Consider the following 22,137-nt stretch of genomic DNA (forward strand, 5'->3'; position numbering starts at 1 on the left):
GTGGGGTCAATTTCGCGCTTACGGATGATCAGCTTGATGAATTGGAGGGATGGTGTCCATGATCGCCTATCGCGGGCACGATCCAGTCACATGCCCATCACGCGAATGGTCGGTCATCTGCAGCGATCGCGTTTACACGGTCGGCGTCGAACGCTTACCTGAATGTGTGCATATCGGCGGTTATGCCGCCAAGCTCAGCGACATTTGGGGACGGCTACGGCTGCGTGAGTCAAAGTACCACTGTGTCCCGCGCGGATGCTGAGCGCATCGGCATCGGGTGGGTCGTTCCGCATACAAAAGATCGGCCCGCCGGAAATTGATGACGAGCCTTCTTTGCCCCGCTTCCGGGACCGTGAGCGGGGACACCATGGTTCAGGTCGTTAGTCGTCCAACGTGAACTTTCTGAGTAACCTGGATCCTGTCCATCACGCAATATTCGGAATCAAGCCCACCTTAGCGGCAAACGCAAGGAAGGTACTTTGAACAAGAGGGTGAGTCAAATCCGGCGCGTCAATCTTTAGTTTGCGCTTGCCGATAACAGCAACGCTCGCCTCATCGGAGAGAAAGTTCTGCCAAATACCCAACTTCTCGGCGGTAGGGACTTGCGGCCACCACGCGTTAAACCGCTCAAGAGCGGTTTTGCGAGTATCGGCGGAGAGCCGTTGGATCTCTTGCTCCCTGACCACATTCCGATTGCGCTCGCGATGAACTGCCAATTCCGTCTTTTCCGCGGCGGTGAGAAAGTACTGGTCTTCCGTATCACCAAGCGCCTTCGTAACGAGCGCATAGCCTTTAGTGAATTTGCGTTTTGCGAGAATATATCGGAAATAAAGGACGTCCGTCACATCCTCGATTCGTTTGAGACGAAAGTTTCGGGTCAATTCTCTGATTTGAGGACTGCTTATACCAAATTGCTCGCGCAGAATAGCGAATCGCTCGGGATCCAGCGAACCTTCCTCATTCATTGACAGAAGATTCTTGGTGTTTTCCCAGATCTCGAACTTGATCGCTATAACCTTTCGACCTTTGGTGATGTACTTTGGCGTTGCACAATAATCGCTGGACTGTTCAAGCTCCGCTAACGCGGGAACGATTACACGGGCGGTCAGGCGCTTAAACTCGAGATACTCCGTATCCTCAATCCCCATTCGCTCACGGAATTCCTCAAGTGGTAGTTCTCCGGTGTGGCGGCGCCAAAGGTTCTCGCGCAGCAATTCGTACATCGCATGAGCGTACTTGCTGCGAAAGCGCGCATTCATGCGCATGGACACGTGATAGTAACGTTCTGGAGCACTGTAAAGCTTGCGCAGCAACGGCGGAATCTTGTAGTAAAGAGTCTTTCCGTCGATCAGAACGTCTTGCAGGATCTGGGTGGAGAACCATCGCGAATTCTCCGAGATTTGCATCAAAGACTGCTGCATCTCCTCGACCGAATTCTTCAGATAGGAGGTGTCGTTATGATTATGTTCGACCGACCAGCTTAAATAGTCCAACGAGACCGAGAACGTGTCTTGCGTCGTCATGTTCGGTCGCGCAACGAATAGCAGGGTGTTGTGAAGCTGCCTCTGAAGCAATTTCAACGGTCGGACGAAGCGCACACGCTCGCTACTTTTCTTGAGCAGCAGTTCCTCTTCGACGTTGATAATAGAGGTACCTTCGTCGAACAGATCTAAGCTACGGCTGTAGTATTGCGTAGCCTCCCTCTCGTTGGAGAGGTAGAAGCGGGCTAAGTCGTTCGATGTAAGAGCCTTTTCGAGTGCTGCCTGGTCCTCTGGGGTAACGACTTCGGCTTCCACGCCGTTAACTGCGGCGACCGCTTTGCGTCTACCGCGTGCAGGTGGCTTGGAGTCAGAGAGAACGAGCTCGAACGCCGCCGAATCTGCAGTGGGTACTGCGACCTGGATAGCAGGCTCAGTCCCTCGCACAGCTTTTTGAGCGCCCTTGCTCGTGGTCATGATGGCTTAGCAGAATTTTTATTGCATACGACTATGAACAATGTGGACTACAAAGTCAAATTCTTGCCGTAGTCTATGGACTACGGTACAGCATGGCATTCCCCATAGATGTAGTCCATAACCGAGATTCAGGATCCTGCGGTGACCGCTAAGGAGCAGTGGATTGGGAAAAGACTCGTATCGGTCTCTGGAAGGACTTCCCATAAACGTAGGCCATACCCGATTCTGAGCGGCGACGCGTATACGAGACAGTTGGTTTTGCTACCCGCTTCAAGCCATAGCGGTGCGTCGATATCTGAAGAATGACCGTTCCCACAAACGTAGGCCATTGCTGCTCATGTTGTGCTGCATGCGGAACAAAGAGGTTGGCGGGGACTCCCTCTATGGACTACATATTCCGGGGCCTGGAGCACCGGCGGCTCAAAAAGGGGGCTGGAAACGGGGCAAAAGCCCTTTCAGCGCCTGCAAGGACTACGGATTCCGGAGGCTTTTAGCTTGGAAAGGCGCCTGTGCGGGTGGGTGGATCCAGTAATCGCCTACAAATTCCGGTGGGTTCGATTTCAAGCGAAGCCGCTGGCTAGGCGAGTCAGGAGGCTTCCAGCGCCCGGTATTTGTAGGCCGAAGGGTAGTCTTCTTGTTGCTGAACGAACCTAACGTATTGATTTACATCGTATTTCTGCATAGCTATCCGTACGAAGTTTGGAGAGCAAGTACTCACATTTCGCCACTGATAGCGCGTTAGTCAAATTGCGACAGCCCTATGGACTACATGCATGGGCATTACTGACGATGAGTGCGGGGCGTTGTTGTTCCGGATGCTCGTCTCTTGCAGACGGTTTAGAGTTGTTAAGTCTCGCGCAAAGGATCGAATCTATAGAAGTTAAAAAATCAAATCGAATCGTTAACGTTCGCTAAGTCATTGATGCAGATGGAATTTTCTGGTTTTTGGCCTACGCTTGTGGGATGAAAGGCGCCCATAACCGTAGGCTTTAGTGTTCTAAGACTACAGATGTGGGAGCCGTACGGCCTACATTTGTGGGGTCTAAAGCCTACGATCATGGGGCATGGCCTACACCCATGGATGGTGTCCTTAAGTGCCCTGTGGATAACTTGACTTGTGCGAGATGGCCTACAACTATGGGGGCAAAAAATCGAACGCAGGTGCATTGGTTACTCGGCCGCAATGGACTACGGCTATGGGGGAAGTGGTTCGTTGTCCCCCACTAGCATGGACTACAGTTCTGGGTGTGAATACTTGGACATCCGATGGTGGGTAGTGCCGTAGCGTTCTGTCGGGCGGGCCGTCCATGTTTTCGGATGCTGCATTGTCAGATGGACTGAAATTTAGCATTTACGGGGTCGCTTCAGAAAACGGACAACACTGCACTACAAGGTAAGCGATGGCGGCGTTGATGTGCAGGAGTAGACGTGTCATCGACCTGGCCAAGAACGTATTTTCCGTTCCACGGGGCAAACGAACACGGGAAGACGGTGCTGCGCAAAAAATCGCGGCGTGGGCAAGTCGCAGAGTTTACTCGGCCAACGGTCTCGTAGTGCCGCAAGGCATTTCACGCAGTGCTCCGCGCGTGCCAGGTCTACCCGAAGAAGCGACCAACGCGTTGCCTGGCGCGTTTCGGCCAGCTCATTGACCGACCGCTTGAGCACATCAAGTAGACGTCGAATTCGACTCTATCTCTCAAACGGGATGCGGCTCGCGCCGCTCGCCACTGTCGCCGACGATTCCCAGACCAGGCTCAGAAGCGGGCTCACACCGTGGCGTCCGGTAATGCCACGGGCTCGCGCCAATGACGTGTCATCGCGCTTTATAGGGCAGAGCCGTTTCTTCTCGAACGCCGGGCGCATCCATGGGCTTGGGAGGCTCAGAAAACGACACAACGCTGGATCCAGCGCTTTCCCAAATTTCTTCACCTACACCACCATGTCGATCGAAATCGCCACCTGCGCTGGCTCGCCAAGCACGAGCCGAGGGAAATGCCGCCGCTCTAGTAGGAAAGCAGTTGGCCGCCGCTGCCGGGCACCTGCGCCGCTGCGCCCAGCCTGTTCGTCCCTAGGGCGCGGATCAGCACGTCACGATTGGTAAGGATGTGCTCGCGCATCAGTGCCTCGGCGCGGCCGACCTCGCGCAGCGCCAGCGCGTCCACGATGCGGTAGTGCTCCGCCAGTGCCTGCCGACTGTGATCGCGCTGGTACAGCAGCATCAGGGCGTCATGGTCGTGGGGATGTGATTTGCTGTCGAAGATGATGGGCAACTGCCGCGCGCGCGCAGCGCGCTGGCTGATGTACGGCGTGCCGTGCCGTCGGCCAAGCTGATTGAAGTGGCGCCGGATCTAGTTGGGTTGAGCGATGTGGCCGAGATCGTGGGCGTATCGCGGCAGAACATGCGCAAGCTGATGCTGGCCCATCCGGGCAGTTTTCCGGCACCGGTGCATGAGGGCAGTGCGTCGATCTGGCATCTGGCCGACGTGCTGGCCTGGTTGCAGGCCAGGGGCAGCTATTCGCTGACCAGAGACATTCTGGAGGTGGCCAGGGTGGCCTTGCAGGTCAATGTGGCCAAGGAGGGGCGTCGGTTGCCGCGTTCGGCTTCCGACGAGCTGGAAGCCTTGGTTGGATAAGGGGCAACGTCGTGCCTCATTCCCGACTCGAACCCGCTCGGACAGGGCGGGTTTTCCGTAGGTGGACATCCGGTTTCGGGCCGGTGGCGCTACGAGACGCCGGCTTGCGTACCTCGATCCATGCTTGCACAGGTCATGTGACGGCACCACGTCGGTGACCATTCCCATGCATCCTGTTGGCACCTCATGTCGCAACCCTCGCGTGGTGGGGGAGCCGCCCTAACTGGCATGCGCCTGTTGCCGGGCGAGGGGGTGAAGCCTGTGCCGGTTGCACGCCGTCAGGCAGATGGCGATCGCCAGTGTGGTCTAACAAACCGACTCGTATTCGTTCAGATATACCATGGCAGGATGATTCCGCACGAACCTCTTCCAACCCTCATCCCTTGAAGGTGATGCGCGATGAAAAACGGCATCAACACGAAGGCAAGGCTCGCGTTTGTGGTGTTCGTGCTGATTGCGATTTCCGTTGGGGCGGCCTGGTATGCCTTCTCTGTAAGTCATTACGCGACCTACCAAATCTATACCAAAGAGTCGGTAACCGGTCTCATTGCCGATGCCCCAGTCGAATTCCACGGCGTCGATGTGGGAAAGGTGAAAAGCATCAGCCTCGTCAATCCGCGTTCAGTGAGCATCGTCGTGAGTATCGACAAAGATGCGCCGGTTACTTCGGCCAGTGTCGCGACGGTTACCTCACGAGGGCTCGCGACACGGGGATTTACCGGCTACGTTTACATCTCAATCGAAGACGTCGGCAGCGATTCGCGGCCGCTGACCACACGGCCGGGTGCGCCCTATCCGATCATCCCGACGGCACCGTCGAACCTCATCACGCTTGACACGACGCTAAATCAGGTCAAGGAGAACTTTCAGATCATTACCGACCTGCTGGTAACGATACTCGATACCAAGACTGTGGCTTCACTGAAGCAATCTGCCGAAAGCTTGCAGCTAGCAACCAATGTGCTGGCGAAGAATACTGAGAAACTGAACTCAATTGTTGCCAATACCGAACGCGCCAGTCAACGCCTTGAGCCGCTCCTGCAATCGAGCCACGACACAGTGAGGGCGCTCCAGACGCAAATCCTGCCAGAAGCGTACAAGGCTCTGGCAAACATTGATAATCTGTCCACCTCCCTTACGGACCTCACTACCAAGATCAATCGAGATCCATCAAGCTTGATCCGTGGTATCGCGTCGCCACCCCCGGGACCGGGGGAGAAGAAATGAATGAATTTACGAGCAGAGCGATTTTTGTCACGCTATGTGTCATCTTGTGTTCGGGGTGCGCCTTGATTTCGCCAGTCAATAATGATACAAAAAAATATGTGCTGAACAAGATTCCGATCGATCTTCCCGTCGAGCTGACCCACTCTGCAACTCTATTGGTTCTGGCACCAGAGACCGATCCGACCTATGCCACAACGCAGATGGCCTACACGAGACAGGCCTATCAGATCGCGTATTTCAGTCACAATGAATGGGCGGAGACACCTTCCCAGATGATTCAACCTTTGATCGTCGAGACACTTCAAAAAACTCACTATTTCAGCGAGATTTTTGCGTCTCCATATTTCGGCAGTCACACATACGCCCTGCGCACCGAGATCCTAGAATTCAATCAGGACTTCAGCTCGAACCCCGCGATTCTGCGACTTACCATGCGTTTTCACCTGAGTCGGGAGGTAGCGGCCCAGGTTATTGCGACCAAGGAACTGTCGGTGCAGCAACCCTTGCGGGATCTGACCCCCTACGCGGGAGTCGTGGCGGCCAATGAAGCGATGGCGAGCATCTTGCGGGAACTCGCCAAATTTACGATCGAGAAGGCACACTAAGGCAACATTCTGCGTAAGGTATCATCCTTGAATACAAAATGATGTCTTAGTGCTGCGCCCACATGAACGAATATTAAAAGGATGAGCACGTATCCCAGCCATTTGTGTAATTCGATGAATCGATGAAACAGATAGTCGTCACTATCTACGAGATCAGGCAGGGTGAAGAGGCCAAAGAACGATACCGGAATACCAGCCGCAGACGACATGACCCAGCCGCTGATCGGCAGCGCGATCAGCAGCGCATAGAAGCAAAGATGGACAAATCGTGCAGCTATTTTCTGCCAGTCTGGCAAATGTGCTACCAGTTGCGGAAGTACTTGCGTGACACGCCAGCCCAATCGGGCGACAAGTAAAACAAATGCGAGTATTCCGACCTCCTTATGGTAGAGAATCAGAACGATTTTTTTCGTGTTGAAGCCGACATCCGGAAGCGTTACCATGTAGAGGCCCAATGCTGCAAGTCCAATAACGAGAAAAGCCATCGACCAGTGGAAAAGGATCGCTATAACTCCATAGTGGCCTTCTGTGTTATTAATCGAAGTCATCGCGCACCTTCCGCCAATCTAGACTCTTCCCGGCCTGAGCCAGTCGGATAGCGCCACTCCATCCCGCAACCAGTCCCGCAACCAGTCCCGCTACACAATTCAACCAGCGGATTGAGCCCCTGATCTGCTTCATCGAAGCAAGTTGGATTGCGGTTTCAATAATAATAGCTCGGCGGCAAGGCACCGCACAGGTTCTCGGGTTGCCGTCTCAACCGTTGGCACCACGCGTCACAGGCACGTGGCAGAGCACCGCCCTGGGCCGCCGCCACGCCTACTTGACGCTGGCCGCCAGGCGCATACGCCCGGCGACCTGCAAGCGTCTCGCAGGCACCCGCCATCAAGGCGGGGGCTGCTTTTGCGAGCGCTGTTGCTGGGGGCACCGCCTAGCGCGGCGCTGTCGTGGTCGAGGAACTGCCGGTGGCGGTGCCGGAACCCGACGTGCTGCCACCGGCTGCGGGACCGCCATACTGCGGCGATTGCCTGCTGCTGTCGCTTACCGAGCCCGAGCCCGTTATGGACCCGCCTCCTGTACCCGATGCCGTGCCTGTCGCACTGCAGCCGCCCAGGCTGCCAAGGGTGGCAGCCAGCATCACACAGATCAGTGTTTTGTTAGTCATGTTTCCTCCGTTAAGGACCACGGTCAGCCTGCACGCAGGGAAGACTGCGCGGCGCAACGCCTGGGTGCGACTGGTCCGTGCCAGAGAACAGGCAACACGCATACCAGACGTCCAATGTGCCGCACAGCCGTCATATGTACCTCCTTTTGCATTTTGGCCGAATGCGGACCGGGCAACTCGCGTAAGAACTGCTCATCCTGCGTGTATTTTCGCCACATCTAGAGAAGGTCTTGCAGGAAGTCAATCGCCGTTACCGATGACGGCGACCGTCGAGCCAACGTGGCGCGGCCGGAAAGGCCCGGCGTAAAAGCTGGCCGAAAACAGGCTCAGAGTGGCAAGCGCGGCGCATCGCCAGATTGCCCGGACGCATCAGCATCAGGCGTCCCGGATGCTGCCCGGCGAGCCAGTGTTGCCGATCACGCCAGTACTTTCGCGGCGCACGCGGATGTCATTGTTGACTTCAATCACACCGTAGGTATCGTCGGCCACCTCTTCGATGTAGTACTTCTGACCGCGATCGCGCACGGTGCCCGACAGCGACACCACGCCGTTGCTTACGTCCACGCTGACGTCGCTAACATCGACGCGGCGCGCCCAGCTGAGCCGCTCGCAGATCTGGTCGCGGATGCTGTCGTCGCTGCGCTGATAGCCACGCGGACCGGCGTAGGATTCGTGCTCCTGGTAGCGGTAGCGCTCATGCCTGCCGAACAAGTCCCCCACGGCCTCGCCGATGCGGCGGCCAACGTTGTAGAGCACGCCACGATCCTCGTGCTCGTGATCGCGGTCGTCATCGGCCTCCCCGCCGCGGCGCCGCGCGCTCTCGCGGCCGTAACTGCGGCCGTAGCGCTGGCCTTCGTCCCAGTCTTCGCTTGGGGCGGTCCGGTAGCGGGTGTCACTGCGCAGTTCGCTGAAGTAGGGATCGTGGTCGCCTGAGCGCGCCGATTCATGCGGTTCGCGCGGGCGCTCTGCGCTTTCGCGCCGCTGGCGCTCGGTGTACACGCTATCGCGCCGCATCTGCGGATCGCCCCATTCAGCGGCGTGTCCCCTGCCGTAGCCACCGTTCAGCCCATAGCGCAAGCTGCTGCCGTAGCTGTCACTTGAGCGGCCCAGCTCGCGGCCGTCCTCGCGACGACCGTAGCGGCCGTCTTCCCGGCGGCCATAGCCGATGCCATCGCGATTCGCGTCGGGGCTGCCGTAGCGGCTCTCATAGTCTCGCCCCGACGGCCATTCGGGATACCGTCGCGCACCGTACTGCTCGCTGTAGCCTTCGGGCGGGCGAGCGGGGCCACCGTAGCTGGTCTGGCCCGGGGTCATTTGCTGGCGCCGGCGCTGCGCCTGCCAGCGTTCGCGTTCGGATTCGGGCAGCCAGTCGTCATCCCACGCCTTGTGGCGTTCGCGTTCGTCATGGTAGTAGCTCATGATGATTTCCTGACAATGTGGATTTGGCGCCATATGCGGATGGCGAAGCGACAGATGCGCGGCCCGCAGGCGAGTAATCAGGAAGTGGCAAGATTCGTACCGTGCGGCGCCACTGGCCTGTCGCGGCACTGAGGCCGTGGGTCAATGCAACCCTTGCAGAGGTTGTAAAGATTGCAGGTAGCCTCAATGGAAATGGCGCGATATCCACATGATCGCGTGACGTGCCCAGGGAAAGCGATTGCGACGCCCGGCCCGCCGCAACAGCGCCCAGGCGACCACGAAGGGATTCACTATCGTACCGCTACAACCAGTCGAAAATCGATCGCGGACTTCGAGCCAAGCGCTGAGTTGCCATAATCTTCGCGTTGCACTCTGCTTACCTACGAGGGGCGACATGCAGAATAAGCTCGCGGGAGGATACCCGGAATCGGCTGGTGTCCTGGCTGTGGCAGTTGGCCGGACCGGTCAACGCGGCGTAGGATCAGCGAAAGGTGACTTAGCCACGGCTCATAGCGCGTTGGCTCCCAGCTAGTGGTCCTGTGAAGGCAATTCCCGCAGCCGTTCAAGTGCTTCAAGCGCGGTATCGCAGTCGTCTTTGCTGCGCAATCGTTGGGTGTCGATGTAAATCAGTATCGATCTCACCACGATGTTCTTATCCTCACACCGGGACGATGCCGCGGAAACGCACGCGACCTCAAGCTCCGATCGCAAGCTCTCTCGGATGATATCGATAAACATCGTGCAAGCGGAGGGGTGCACACTGCTCTCGGATGACGCGGCACGGGCGGAGACTGCATCTGCCGCCGGCCATAGGATGCAGAGCTGAAGCGTCAAGGCGATCAATTGCATTTTTTGCGAAGAACCTATTGCGAAAGGGCAGAGATCGCAAGTCATCCGCCTTCCGATTGCGGCGGTGATCCCGATGATCTCGGCTAACACCCCCATAGGACCCACGGACAGATGTGGATCGCCTCCTGATATCTGATAGGAATGCATGTCTGTCACCCAAGGGGGGCATTGCCGCAAGCTGTCCTGCTGCCCAGCTAAAGAATACACACGAGAGGTATGGTGTAGGGACTCAACGACGCTTAGCAAGACCTTGCCGACCCCGGAAACACTATCTCGACGCAGCCAGTCGTCTCGAGTCCTATGTGGGGCACTAGCTCGTTTGGTGGTTTTCAGTTCCCGCTAGCCTACTTAGCGTCGCCGATGGCGACTAGAATGGCAGTCTGGGGACCCCGAGAGTTGCAGTACGCCGCCGTCCTCGCCATTGGCGAATAAATGCCTGGCCGAGGCGCTTATAGGACTGACAAGCCCATGCTTACCACTGTGACGGGATCCATCCTGCTTGAGGCGTAGTGCGCGGCGTGGCCGCCCAATATCTGGTTGCTCTGAGATGGAGGCCAGATCGAATCTCGTTTGTCGTTCCAGAAGTGGCGCAACTATGGACATTTAATCTTATGGAACCACCCATCGCTATTGGCCCACGCGTGACGCGTTTCGAACTAGCCAGCGCTTTACCATTCACAAATTCCCCCGGCGATGTTTGATGATGGGACGACTGTGCGTTGTTCTGGGGATCCCGGTAAGGTTCACCGCCAGGGGGACGTTAGTTGATGTGCAAAAAGGGGAAGAAACGGGCGCTAGAATGCTAACTAAAGACGCTCGATTATTTTCAGGGTCGTCGTCGGTGAGCTGGTCTCATTTCTCCTTGCCCTTGGCCTGATCCCAATTCATAGTCGTTTCCTCTATCTGGTGGATGGGTGCCATGCTGATCCGGCGTGCCGGGCCAGCACATGCGAAGGCAACTGACTAGGCGCAACTTACCTGGCGTACTTGGTTCTCACGTCGGCTTGGCACTTGCTCTTGGCATCGCCGGACATGGCATCGCACTTTTCCTTGTCGGCCTTGTAGGCGGCGTCCACACTGTCCTTCTTGGCATCGGCGCGCGCTTCAGCCACGTCGGTGCTAGTACCGGTGGCGGCAGCCTTCTCGACCTTGGCCGAGCCCACGGCTTGTTCGTGGGCAGCCTTGGCTTCCTTCACGCACACATCCTTGTCATTGCCCTTGAGGTCTTCGCACTTCTCCTTGGCCACGCTGTAGTCGGCATCGGCCTTGATCTTGTCCGCCCTGGCGCGTGCCTTGGCGGTGCCGTCGAGCGTTGCTTCCGCGCTAGCCTTGGCCACTTCCTCATCGCGCTTGGCTTCCTTCACGCAGACGTCTTTCGCATTGCCCTTGAGGCTGTCGCACTGGGCGCGCGCAACCTTGTAGTTGGCGTTGGCGGTTTTTACGGCCGCGTCATAGTCCGCCTTGGAACCTGCCGGCGCCGCCTGCGCCAGCGTGAAGGCGGCAGGGCCGGCAAACACCATCGAACACACTGCTGCTGTGGTTAGCCATGTCTTCATCATATCGTGCTCCATTTCAGGGGTGAAATATTGTGGAGAGCGGTCCCGCTGTCGGCGACTGCCTCAGGCGCCCGCATCTGCCCACATCATATGTACAGATTACGCACCAACCGTGTCCGCAAGCAGGCGTCTGGCTCCGAAAGCCGCGTAAGACAATTCCGACACATCAAGCGCGACGTCACGGCCAAGAGCGCCAACCTTGGCCTTGCGCCGCCGCGCGCCATCGGCACTAGACTGCCGCTCCTTTCCAGGAGCTACATGTATTTTTCTGCACAGTTCCTGCCAGAACTGTGCGAACGCCTTAGTCGGCGTGCCCATGTTGCCCTTGCGCACCGGGCCGTAAAGCGAGCAGGACGACGTCCGGCTGGAGCTTCACCGCGCTTTCGATCGCTTCTTCACCATCAACCGCGGTGGATACCTGATGACCGGGCAGCTATGATGAGAGGCACGTCGCTGGCGACGTCCGATCTCAACTGGATAACGGCTTGTCCGTCCACTTGCGTCTCCGCGAGCCAAAGGCTGACAACGAGATTGTGTTTCGCTTGCTAAATGGAGGCGAGATATGCCTTGACCGCAACGCCAAGGTGCGTCAGGTCTGCGAGCCAGCAAAGCGGAGCGAGGGAAATAGCAATCGGCCTGCGCGGCAGAGCGGCATCAGATGGAGTAGAGGCGTCGGCGTGGGCGTGCGTGAGAGAATGCAGGCGGGTGCAGGCGGCGGGAGCTCTGTGTATGGCAGCCTGCAGATTCCCGCATTGAGGGTTCCGAATTGCCGCCTCGAATTTGCGTCCTGCCGCTCGGGCCAATCAGGATGGGTGCGCGGAGGCAGTCCTCCGCGCCAGGGCGATGGCGGTTGCAACAGAACGCGATCGCGAGACCAGGGTACCGGCGCGCAAGGCGGTCGGGCCTGGTCCGCGATTCAGTCTACCTTCAGTCCGAGCCTCGGCCGCCACCTCGGTTGGCCATCAACAGGCCCAGGATAATGCCGACCCCGACCGCCATGCCCATGGACCGCAACGGCTGCTCCTGGACATAGGCGGCGGTCTCCTCGGCTCGCCGGGATATTTGCAGGCGCACATTTTCCGAGACGCCCTTTGCGGCATCCCTGGTCGCGTTCATCTTGCTCAGGAATTCTTCCTTGGCCTCGTCCAGCGCAGCGCCGGATAAGGTGGGAATGCGGCGGATTAGGTCATCGAGTTCCTGCTTCAGACCGTAGACTTCGTCGCGAGCGACCGCGCCCACCTGTTTGCTGGCGTCCTTGGCAGCGTCCAGGACGTTCTTGGTTGCCGTGCCGAACTTGCCGGCGATGCCCGGTGATTCGTTCTGGACGGAGGATTGGGTATTGCCTTGCGTTTCCATTCGTCGTGCTCCTGAGAATCGGTCGTTCGGCATGAGGTCATCGCGCGCGGCGGGCGCGGCGCGAGGTACCAGCAGGGTCGTCGCGCATGCCGTCAGAGCCAAGCCCGCGTGGCAAATCCAGCAACCTTGCCTCGCGCATGCCACTGCGATCTTGCTGCTGGTCTTGGCCCTTGTCCTGGTTGCTCATCCGGCCGCCACCTTGCTCGTGGCGGGCTTGCCGCATCAACGTAGCTGCAATCGGCGTGCCAGCCTCGCGTCGCTCCTCTATTGCCTCGGGTGGCGCATGCCAGCGTGCAGAGGCGCTTGGCTTCGATGCGCGCCGGCTGGAATTACAAATTCCTGCTCCGAGTTACACACTTTGCGGCGTAGCGAAGGCGTGACATCTACGGCGGTTCACTGCTGCTTCGCGCCCTGTCAGCAGGTACGCTTCTTGCGCGTCACGTTCATCTGGTTCGCAAAAACTCATGGTTTCCACTCGTGTGGCGGCTCATGTCATACCTGACCATGCTATCAGGAGAGAGCGATGAAAATTCCTGCACTTACTCTGCGGATGACTTGTGTCGCCGCTGCGCTGGCGGCGGCTACCGGCGGTGCGTTTGCGCTCGATACAGGCGGCTTCATGCGCGTGGCCGCCGACACCCCCCCGGCTGTGCCACCCGTCTTGGTCCCTGGCGTGCCGGCGCGCGCCGAGGGTGACCGCGACCAGCGGCCTGCGGCCACCACTGAAATGAGCGCAGACAAGGTCGAGCAATCCGTCAGCGACAGCGCCATTACGACCAAAGTGAAGACCAAGCTGCTTGCCACCAAGGACCTGAGGTCCACGGGCATTCACGTGAAGACCAAGGATGGCACGGTCAACCTGCGCGGCTCGGTGCCGACGAAGGAACAGCACCAGCTCGCAGTTGATGCCACGCGTAGCGTTGAGGGGGTGAGTTCGGTGAACGACGAGCTGAAGGTGTTACCGCGCTAGTCCGCTACCGCTCTGCTGGGGGATAGCCGGCAGGACAGACTCACCTGAGCGGCACGGAGCCTAAGGCCACGATCCTGGCCTCGAGGTTCTCGTGCCGCTCCTTCATTTCCGCGACACTTCCGCGGTCAGACGCCTGGCTGAGGGCGCTTCCCGTAGGACGATGTCGCACGCATGCGCGCCGGTGGGTTTGCCAGTGGCGAGTTTGGGCAGGTACGGTTCCAACATCGGTAGTACGTCGTCGGCAAAGCGCATGGTGTTGAGCACCAGCGCATAGCCGCGTTCGCCGCGCTTGTCAGGTCGGAGGGAGTAGGGTGTATCGACGTAGTAAGGTGGAATCTTCTCCGCCACCACCACGAAGTTGACGATATCGACTGTCTGCGTGGCCTCGACATTGGCCTGCCGGGATCAGCAGCACGTATTATGCCGGCCACAGCACGATCGGTATGCCGGCGAGCCAGAAGGTTATGGCACCTTTCCAGATGATGCGTGACGCGACGGAACTCCTTGCATAGCCCGGATTGCGCGCTGCGGAGGAGGCGGCGGCAGATCGGGGTTGGCTCCTTGCTTTTGGTGACGCTTGGCAGACGACGCGCTCACGCGTCGAGCCCGTCGAGCAGTCGCGTCAGCTCGTCGAGGTCCGCGGGTTTGACCAGATGCAGGTCGAACCCCGCTTCGAGCGTGCGCCGCTTGTCTTCGGGCTGGCCGAAGCCCGTCAGCGCCACCAGCTTTGCGCCGCTCAGTTCGGGCAGCGCGCGCAGGCGCCGTGCGGTCTCGAAGCCGTCCATCGCCGGCATGCCCAGGTCGAGCAGGATCACGTCGGGGCGCACGCTGGCCGCGCGCGCCACCGCGCTCTGACCGTCCGAAGCGGTAACCACAGTATGGCCCAGCGCCTGCAGGGTCATCGTCATCGCTTCGAGCGCATCGATGTTGTCGTCCACCAGCATGACGGTGCGCCGCGGTCCGCTGTGGGGCACTGTCATGCCCCTGGGGGGATGCCAGCACTGCCAGGGTTCCACCGGCAGCACCACGATAAACGTGCTGCCTTCGCCGGGGCCGGGGCTTTCCACGTGGATGCGCCCGCCATGCAGGCGCACCAGCTTCTGTACTAGCGTCAGACCGATACCGGGGCCGTCCTGTAAGGCGGAGCCACGCTGCGCGTCGGCACCTGTTTCGCCACCGATGGTGTCGTCCGGTGCCAGCGGGTCGAACAGTCGCCGCTGCATGGCCTCGGATAGGCCCGCGCCGTTGTCGCGCACGCGCACGGTCACTTGGCCCTCCTGCGTGGTGGCGTCCACGGAGATCTGCCCGGCTGCGGGCGTATATGTGGCCGCGTTCTGCAGCAGGTTGCTGAAAATTTGTGTGAGACGCACCAGGTCCCCCCGCACCGGCAGCGCTTGCTCCGGCAGCGCGAGGCGCAGTATTTGGCCGTTCGCATCAAGGAGCGGGCGCACGGTTTCCACGGCAGTATTCAGCGCCGAGCGCAATTCCACCAGGTCCTGCCGCAGCGTGATCTTTCCCTGGTTGAAGCGCGAGATGTTGAGAAGTTCGTCAACCAGCCGTGTCAGGTGATGGAGCTGGCGCCCGATCACGTCGCGCGCGCGGAACATGTCCTCGCGCGAGGGCGAGAGTTGCTGCAGCAGGTCGGCGGCGCTGCGCATCGGCGCCAGCGGGTTGCGCAACTCGTGTGCCAGCATGGCGAGGAACTGATCCTTGCGGCGTTGCTCGTCGCGCAGCGCGCGCAACGCGCGGTTCTGCGTTGTGACGTCCTGGCAGATTCCTGCCACGGGCAGCGAGCGGCCATCTGCGCCGGGGCGGCTACGGATCGGGAACGCGCGCGCGTGTATTTCCCGAATCTCGCCGCCCGGCCGTGTCAGCTGAAATTCGATTTCCATCCTGCCGTTGCGCAGCATGTCCGCGAATGCGGCTTCCACGCGCGGCCGGTCTGCCGGCGGCACGCGGTCGAGACAGCGGCCTGGATTATCCAAGACTTCCTCGGCCGTGTGGCCTAGGAGCGCGGCAACCGAAGGGCTGACGAACAGCAGTCGCTTCTCGTCGGGGTCCAGAATCCACACCACGTCGGCCAGGGATTCGGCCAGTTGGCGGAACATGCCCTCGCTTTCGCGCAGCGTCTGGGTCGTGTGCCGGAGCGCATCCTCGGCCTCGCGTTGGCGCAGCAGTGCGTTGATGCTGAGCAGCATTTCCTCCGGTTCCGCAGGCTCCACAAGATGGCTGTCTGCGCCACAGTCCAGCACCTGCACACGCTGTCGTGCATCTGCCAGCCCGGTCGATGTCAGCAGTATCAGCGTGCGCGCGGTGGCCGGATCGCGCTTGAGAAGCCGACAGACCTCAAGGCCACTCATATCGGGAAGCTTCACGCCAAGCAGCACGAGCGCTGGCGAATGCTGGCGTACCAGTGACAGGGCCGCCTGGCCGGTGGTGGCTTCAAGTACCGAGAACTTCGCGCGGTTCAGGATTCGGCTCTTGACGTAACGAGGGCCGTCGCGATCCTCCACATTGAGGATCAGCGGGCGGTTCGTGATGGCGGGCGTATCCATGGCATTCAGACACCAAGCGCCTCGTTTGTGGCCCGGCGCATGGCTTCGTCGGCTTCCTGCAGTCGCCCGAATCGGTATGACATGGCGTGTGTCCCCCTTGGCCCACCCGAAAAAGGTGTTCTTGCCAGAAAAAGGCAAGAAGCGTGCCGAAGCGTCAGCTGTGCGCTTGGCGTGATGCGGCGCTGCGCAGCCCGTCCAGGTCATCCCATGCGAGCAGGATCGACACGCTTTCGAACAGACGGCGCAGCAGCGCGCCGATCTGCCAGCGGAATCGGGCCCCTGGCTCCTACAAGCACGGTTATGCGACTCGCATGTGGTTTTTACCGGATGTTGTAAATCCTGGTGCTGCAGTACTGCGCCGGATGTGGCTCCCTGCCGGGAGGAACACGCTTTGCATGATTCTGGCTGTTGCACAGATGAGAGCAGGCAGCGCGCCGGGTTGCAGGGCCCTTTCCACGGCGCCGGGACGCGTGTGCCGAACATCTCTGGCCGCGACCACGTATCTGCGCGAGTACGGCGGCGCAATCATCGGAACCGCAGCTTTCGCCGCCGGTGCGCGATTCGGCACTTGCCATGCGGTGAAGCACTCGCGCCGCGACCTGTTCGTCAGGCCTTCCGAGTCGCCGCGGGCGCGACGGCTTGACTGGGTGATGCGTATGGCTCACCCGATGCCGCGCCGTCCGGTCACGCGCCGGAGAGCTATGCCTGAACCCGGCTGGGAACGGCGCAATCAGCAGCCGGGCGACCGGCCTGCGCGCAACTTCCATGATGAGCACGGACCACCGCCAGTTGCGGTGCGCCCCGCTGCGACTCGGTAGGGTATCGGCCTGACACCACTTTTCTCCTTCCTCGCTTGCTGAACATGCGGCGTACGAGCCGCCAGCGCCTATCATGTAATGGCTGCATGCCAGTCTGTGACGGGCGGCGCGGCCCCGTTTCGGGCACTGAGCGGACACGCCTCCGCATGCGGCGCAATTGCCAGGTGGCAGTTTTTGATTGAATCCGGTATCGCTGCCGGCAATTGCCAAAGTGCGGCCCATACTTCCGGTACCGCCTGCGGCCATTCAATCTGAAATTGCCTTTGAGGAAAGGAGCGCGTTCCCATGTCAGAGCTGCGCCCGGCAGGGGCAACGGTGCCCGGTCAAACCACGGCCGCAACCACGTATAGCGGCAGTGTTGACACAACCGGCGAGGCAGACGGGCAGGTGAGCGTGCACTCGGACCCGCAACCGGGTACGCCGGCCCCCGACCCTGAAATCGAACGCTATCGACAGATGCTCGGCGCGCTGGAAGGCTGCGCCGCTTTCGTAATCACCACCGACGGCCATGTGCAAACCTGGCCCGAGCCCGCAATCCGCTTGTTCGGCTATGCACCCGCAGAGATCGCGGGCCGCCATATCTCGTGCCTGTTTACGCCCGCCGACATCGAGGCCGGCGCGCCGCAGCGCTGGCTGGAGGCCGCGCGGCAGTCAGGCCGTGCGCAGGACGACGGCTGGCGGGTGCGTAGCGACGGCAGCCAACTCTGGGCAGCCTCCGGCATGACTGCCATGGCCGGCGCCTCCGGCGCTGTCAGCGGCTTCGTGGTGGCGAGCCGCGATATCACCGTGCAGTTCGCGGCAGAGGAGCACGCGCGCCTTGCCGACGACCAGATGCGATTGCTGGCTGAAACTCTGCCTGGCGTCGCTGCCTTCGAGGTGAGCGCCGATGGCGAAATTCGCAGCTGGAACGCCGGCGCGCAGGAGATTACCGGCTACCTGCCGGAAGAGGCGATCGGGCAGCCGCTGTCGCTGCTCTACACGCGGCAGGACGTCGCTTGCGGCCAGGACCGCGCAGGCCTGGAAGCCGCACGCGCAAGCGGCCGGTGCGACGGCGATGAGCGCCTGGTGCGCAAGGACGGCTCGATGGTGCACTGCCAGACGCGGATCGCGCTGATCCGTGATGCGGGCGGATGCCCGCCCGGCATGCTGTGGACGGCGCGTGACATCAGTGACGCCCTGCGGCTGGAAGAACTGGAGTCGGGCAGCCGGCGCGTGCAGTCTTTCCTTGCGATCCTTGCGCACGAGCTGCGCAACCCCCTGGCGCCGATCCGCAACGCGGTCGATGTGATCGCGCTGACGCCTTCGGTCGACGTGCGCATCCAACGTTGCGCCGCGATCATCGATCGCCAGTTCCACCAGCTCGATCGGCTGGTCAATGACCTGCTCGATGTGGGCCGCGTCACGGCCGGCAAGCTGAAGGTCGAGCTGACGCCGACCGCCTATAACGACGTCGTCACGGCCAGCATCGAATCTATTCGTCCGGTGCTGGAGGCCGCCGGCCAGCAACTGGTGGTGTCCTTGCCGCCGAAGTCACCTTATGTGTCTGCCGATGCGGCCAGGCTCGGGCAGGTACTGATCAATCTGCTCAGCAATGCCACCAAGTACACGCCGCGCGGCGGTACCGTGACTGTCCACATCGTGGTGGAAGACGGCAGCGTTGTCACGACCATATCCGACACCGGCCACGGGATGGAGCCGGCCGCGTTGGATCGCATCTTCAATCTCTTCTCACAGGAACGCGAGGGTATCAGCCGTGGGGGGCTGGGGATCGGGCTGGCGCTTGCCCGCGCCGTAGTCGAGGCCCACGGCGGAGCGATCCAGGCGGACAGTCCGGGGCCGAGCAAGGGCAGCACCTTCACCGTGATCCTGCCGCAGGTGGCCGCAGGTGGCGAGCCAGCGGGCCACGCTGATGCCGATACCGGACGCAGGCGGCGCGTGCTGATTCTCGACGACAATACCGATGCCGCCGACAGCATGGCCGAGTTGCTGAGTCTGCTCGGGCACGATGCCCGACCGGCCTACACCGGCGCGCAGGCGCTTGAGCTGGCTGCCGAGTTCCAACCCGACTGCGCACTGCTCGACCTGGAAATGCCGGACATGAACGGTTTTGAAGTCCTGGATGCGCTACAGGCCTCGCCATTGGGGCGATCGATGCAGTTTTTTGCGCTCACAGGGCGCGGCACCGCCGACGATGTGCGCCGCTCGCAGGAGGCGGGTTTCCACTTCCACCTGGTCAAACCACTAAGCATCGAAGCGCTGCGCCGGGCACTGTCGACACCGGCAAGCCGGCCAATCCAGGAGGGCATCCGTTAGCCGGAGCACTAGGCGTTCGAGCCGGGTGATGCCGAGCCCCTTCGCGGCCTGGCGTTTGTCGCCACCAAAGCGGGCAGCGTGCTGGACAGCCCGTGCCGCACGCTGCGGAGATCCTCGGCATCAATCTGTAGACTTCGTACAACTGGCGCGTGACGCCAGCGCAATTGCCCCGGTGCGGCGGCGCCGCGCAGCACGCTTCTTGCATGAGTACACCCAGCAGGTAACCTGGTCGAGAGCAATGATGGAGCAACCACCGCCGTCCGCCAAGCCGGACCCATCCGATGATTCTCCCGCCTGCAGCACCGCTACAGCTGATCGGCAGGCAGCGGTGACTGCACTCGGGGTGCGCAGCGTGGTCGAGGTCGGCACACTGATCGAACAGTCCGCCCATGACCTGCGCTCGTCGCTCAATGCCATCCAGAGCTGGACTTATGTGCTCAAACGCGCGGTCGATGCCGCCCCGGCGCCCGCGCAGCGCGCGCTTGACGGCATACACGCGGGCATGCAGCAACAGCTGGCGCTGATCGAGGAAATGGAGGAGGCGGTGCGCCTGCTGGCGGATGAAAGCCCGCCGCAATGGCAGCAGCTGGATCTGCAGGCTGCGACCGAGCAGGCGATCGCGGACCGTCGTCCTGCAGCAGAAGCGCGCGGCGTGCTGCTGCCGCCGCTGGAGACCGACGGCGCGCCGGGATCCGCCTATCTGATCGATGGCGACATGCCGCGCCTAGTGCCCCTGCTGCGCCATCTCCTCGTGCACTGCATCTGGCGTGCGCAGTCCGGCGGCTCGGTGGGGGTGCATCTGAGCAACGAGCCGGATCACGTCAAGCTGCGCATTATCGAGAGCCCGCCGCTCGATCGCGAACGCAGCGCCACGCGGCAGACCACCCTGTCCGATTTCTTTGGGCGGCGCGTACCGGGGGAGGGTTCGCAGACATCACGGCAGAGCGCCGCGCTGCTGCTGACGCGCCGCATGCTGGAACTGCTTGGCGCGATCCCCAGCGCCGAAAGCCTCGCCGGCGAGAGCGACAAAGTCATCGTCTGCATCTCAGTGAAGTTTCCCCGCCACGCCGTACCGGAGTAAGCGCCTCGCGGCCGGTTCGTGTCCGGCAGCAGCATTCCTCCGCATTCCCGTTGCGCCGGCCTGTAGTTTTTACCGGCTCGCGCACAAAGTGCGCGCCGCTCTCGGCGCAACGGGCAAGCTTTGCGGACGTCGCGGCGCCCGCGCGGCCGTGATTGTGCGGTCCGCATCGCTGCACGCCTCACACATGCTGGCTGGCCCGCCAATTGCACTGGTTGTGGCAATCTCATCCAGGAGGACCCCACCATGCCAGACGCCCACAAATCGTCCAGGGCTTACAAGGCGTCGAAGACGCGTGCGAACAAGTCGCACGCAGCGCCTGCCGCGCGCCATGCCGCTGGCGAGGAAAATCGCGCGAAGACCTACCAGGCCGCCGTCGACGACTCGCTGAATATGACCTTCCCGGCCAGCGACCCGATTTCGCCCAGTGCAGCCATGCATGCCGAGAAGAAGACGCAGACTGCGCGCGACGATGTGGACTGGAAGCTCAAGCGCGGCAGCGAACACCAGCCTGTCGGCGCCAAGCCTGCCGGCCACCGTAAGGGCACCACTGACCGCAAGTGACCGCCACCGCGAACCTCGGCCGATATAAGGAAGGAGCCGGCATGTCGTCGATCATTGCAGGGCCTTTTGGTAGCTCCGCCCGTGCCGAGACCACATCCAGCCGCCTGCGGGCGCAGGGCCGCACGGCGCATTCCCGACCGGTGGCGACCATGCCTTCGATTTGCGAGCACGCGAATCGGGAACCGGAGTGTTTGGCGGCGTACTTCTATCGCCCGCTCGGCGACCCCGGCTTCGGCCAGTCCGCCACCTTTACTATTACGCTGGCGGGAAACATCCCGCCGAATGCTTAGGCGATGCCGTCGCGCACCCGCGTGTCGAAGGTCTGCACCGGCGATCCGGTTGAGTCAGGAGAACGTGGTCTAGTCTTGGTGTCTCCTTGAGCGGCTAGCGCGCCGGGGCGGAGGGGGTGGAGATGCTGGCCAGCGTGCGGCCGGAATCGCGTGAATCGCCAGTCTTGCTGGCCAGGTCGCCGAGCGACACGATGCCCACCAGGTGATGATCCTGGTCGACGACGGGTAGCCGGCGCACTCGCGCGGCTTCCATCTTGTGCTGCGCAATCTCGAGCGATTCTCCTTCGGTGCACCACTTGACGTCGGCGGTCATGGCATCGCCCACGCGCGCTGCGCCCGGGGTCTGACCGCTGGCAGTGGAGCGAATCGTGATGTCGCGGTCGGTCAGCATGCCAATTAGCCGGCCGCCATCGCAGATAGGCAGGGCGCCCACCTGCAGATCAGCCATCAGCTGTGCCGCAAGCAGGATGGTCTCGTCCGAATTGAGATAGGCCGGCCCGCGGGTCATGACGTCGGCAACGCGCCGGGGCGCGCAGGGCACGGTAGAGGGGGATTGCATCATGGCGTTCTCCAGTCGGTAGTCGGTAGGGTTGAGCAGGGCCGCCAGCACGCCAGCGGTGCTTGCAAGGAAAGCGCAAGAAGCGTTCCCGCTGCCAGAATGCGCGTCAGCGTTGGCGGGAGCGCCAGATGCGCCGCGAGCCTTTGGGCAGATTTTACGGACGGTGTAGAAACGCGCGTCCTTGCACCAGAGGGCGGTGTGCAAGTGCAGCCCGCGTTGTAGGAC

At 61.1% G+C, this 22,137-nt stretch carries 17 protein-coding genes and 1 pseudogene; 8 read left to right on the plus strand and 10 right to left on the minus strand.

What is annotated here, in order from left to right:
- Positions 1–425: 425 nt before the first annotated feature.
- Together OR16_RS03595 and OR16_RS03600 are read right to left on the minus strand one after the other, a co-directional pair.
- Entirely contained in the window at positions 426–1,955 is a 1,530-nt protein-coding gene (locus OR16_RS03595; RefSeq protein WP_081488650.1) for a replication initiation protein, read from the minus strand.
- A gap of 2,003 nt (positions 1,956–3,958) precedes the next feature.
- Positions 3,959–4,225 (minus strand): FCD domain-containing protein, encoded by a 267-nt coding sequence (locus OR16_RS03600; protein WP_006156604.1) that lies wholly within the window; start codon positions 4,223–4,225, stop codon positions 3,959–3,961.
- 12 nt (positions 4,226–4,237) lie between these two features.
- Here OR16_RS03600 and OR16_RS03605 point away from each other — a divergent pair.
- The 3 genes and pseudogenes from OR16_RS03605 to OR16_RS03615 all read left to right on the plus strand — a co-directional run.
- A pseudogene (locus tag OR16_RS03605) lies at positions 4,238–4,588 on the plus strand (helix-turn-helix transcriptional regulator); the annotation flags it as partial.
- A gap of 399 nt (positions 4,589–4,987) precedes the next feature.
- Entirely contained in the window at positions 4,988–5,815 is an 828-nt protein-coding gene (locus OR16_RS03610; RefSeq protein WP_006156606.1) for an MlaD family protein, read from the plus strand.
- Complete coding sequence (locus OR16_RS03615; RefSeq protein ID WP_006156607.1) at positions 5,812–6,420, plus strand: ABC-type transport auxiliary lipoprotein family protein; 609 nt, start codon at positions 5,812–5,814, stop codon at positions 6,418–6,420. Before OR16_RS03610 ends, OR16_RS03615 begins: the two co-directional genes overlap by 4 nt.
- Here the strand turns inward: OR16_RS03615 and OR16_RS03620 are convergent.
- The 5 genes from OR16_RS03620 to OR16_RS03640 all read right to left on the minus strand — a co-directional run bounded on the left by OR16_RS03620 (position 6,417) and on the right by OR16_RS03640 (position 12,765).
- Entirely contained in the window at positions 6,417–6,968 is a 552-nt protein-coding gene (locus OR16_RS03620; RefSeq protein WP_006156608.1) for a cytochrome b, read from the minus strand. The two genes, OR16_RS03615 and OR16_RS03620, sit on opposite strands and share 4 nt — an antisense overlap.
- Before the next feature lie 992 nt (positions 6,969–7,960).
- Complete coding sequence (locus OR16_RS03625; protein ID WP_006156609.1) at positions 7,961–9,004, minus strand: BON domain-containing protein; 1,044 nt, start codon at positions 9,002–9,004, stop codon at positions 7,961–7,963.
- 528 nt (positions 9,005–9,532) lie between these two features.
- Positions 9,533–10,000: a hypothetical protein gene (locus OR16_RS03630; protein WP_141639822.1), complete on the minus strand. Its 468-nt coding sequence runs from the start codon at positions 9,998–10,000 to the stop codon at positions 9,533–9,535.
- Positions 10,001–10,827: 827 nt separating this feature from the next.
- Positions 10,828–11,412: a hypothetical protein gene (locus OR16_RS03635; protein ID WP_043418317.1), complete on the minus strand. Its 585-nt coding sequence runs from the start codon at positions 11,410–11,412 to the stop codon at positions 10,828–10,830.
- Positions 11,413–12,336: 924 nt separating this feature from the next.
- A complete protein-coding gene (locus tag OR16_RS03640; RefSeq protein WP_006156612.1) occupies positions 12,337–12,765 on the minus strand; it encodes a DUF883 family protein in 429 nt (142 codons plus the stop codon).
- Between the two features lie 523 nt (positions 12,766–13,288).
- Between OR16_RS03640 and OR16_RS03650 the strand changes: the two genes are divergently transcribed.
- On the plus strand, positions 13,289–13,735 hold the full coding sequence (locus OR16_RS03650; RefSeq protein WP_043418319.1) for a BON domain-containing protein: 447 nt from the start codon (positions 13,289–13,291) through the stop codon (positions 13,733–13,735).
- A gap of 102 nt (positions 13,736–13,837) precedes the next feature.
- Here OR16_RS03650 and OR16_RS48060 read toward each other — a convergent pair whose 3' ends face one another.
- Positions 13,838–14,089 (minus strand): hypothetical protein, encoded by a 252-nt coding sequence (locus OR16_RS48060; RefSeq protein WP_006156615.1) that lies wholly within the window; start codon positions 14,087–14,089, stop codon positions 13,838–13,840.
- Between the two features lie 239 nt (positions 14,090–14,328).
- Positions 14,329–16,290 (minus strand): hybrid sensor histidine kinase/response regulator, encoded by a 1,962-nt coding sequence (locus tag OR16_RS03660; protein ID WP_006156616.1) that lies wholly within the window; start codon positions 16,288–16,290, stop codon positions 14,329–14,331.
- Between the two features lie 1,103 nt (positions 16,291–17,393).
- Between OR16_RS03660 and OR16_RS03665 the strand changes: the two genes are divergently transcribed.
- The 4 genes from OR16_RS03665 (at position 17,394) to OR16_RS43360 (ending at position 21,353) form a co-directional block, all read left to right on the plus strand.
- Positions 17,394–19,421 carry a PAS domain-containing hybrid sensor histidine kinase/response regulator gene (locus tag OR16_RS03665; protein WP_081488653.1) on the plus strand — a complete coding sequence of 676 codons (2,028 nt, stop codon included), beginning with the start codon at positions 17,394–17,396 and terminating at the stop codon, positions 19,419–19,421.
- A gap of 238 nt (positions 19,422–19,659) precedes the next feature.
- The gene (locus OR16_RS03670) at positions 19,660–20,502 is read left to right on the plus strand and encodes a sensor histidine kinase (RefSeq protein ID WP_192816397.1); all 843 of its coding nucleotides are present in this window, start codon (positions 19,660–19,662) and stop codon (positions 20,500–20,502) included.
- 243 nt (positions 20,503–20,745) lie between these two features.
- Complete coding sequence (locus OR16_RS03675; RefSeq protein WP_006156619.1) at positions 20,746–21,063, plus strand: hypothetical protein; 318 nt, start codon at positions 20,746–20,748, stop codon at positions 21,061–21,063.
- 41 nt (positions 21,064–21,104) lie between these two features.
- A complete protein-coding gene (locus OR16_RS43360) occupies positions 21,105–21,353 on the plus strand; it encodes a hypothetical protein (protein ID WP_141639823.1) in 249 nt (82 codons plus the stop codon).
- Between the two features lie 94 nt (positions 21,354–21,447).
- On the opposite strand, the gene OR16_RS03680 is transcribed toward OR16_RS43360, so the two are convergent.
- Positions 21,448–21,915 (minus strand): CBS domain-containing protein, encoded by a 468-nt coding sequence (locus OR16_RS03680; RefSeq protein WP_050982887.1) that lies wholly within the window; start codon positions 21,913–21,915, stop codon positions 21,448–21,450.
- Between the last annotated feature and the right edge of the window lie 222 nt (positions 21,916–22,137).

It is taken from the genome of Cupriavidus basilensis OR16 (genome assembly GCF_000243095.1).
GTDB classification, from domain to species: Bacteria; Pseudomonadota; Gammaproteobacteria; order Burkholderiales; family Burkholderiaceae; genus Cupriavidus; species Cupriavidus basilensis_D.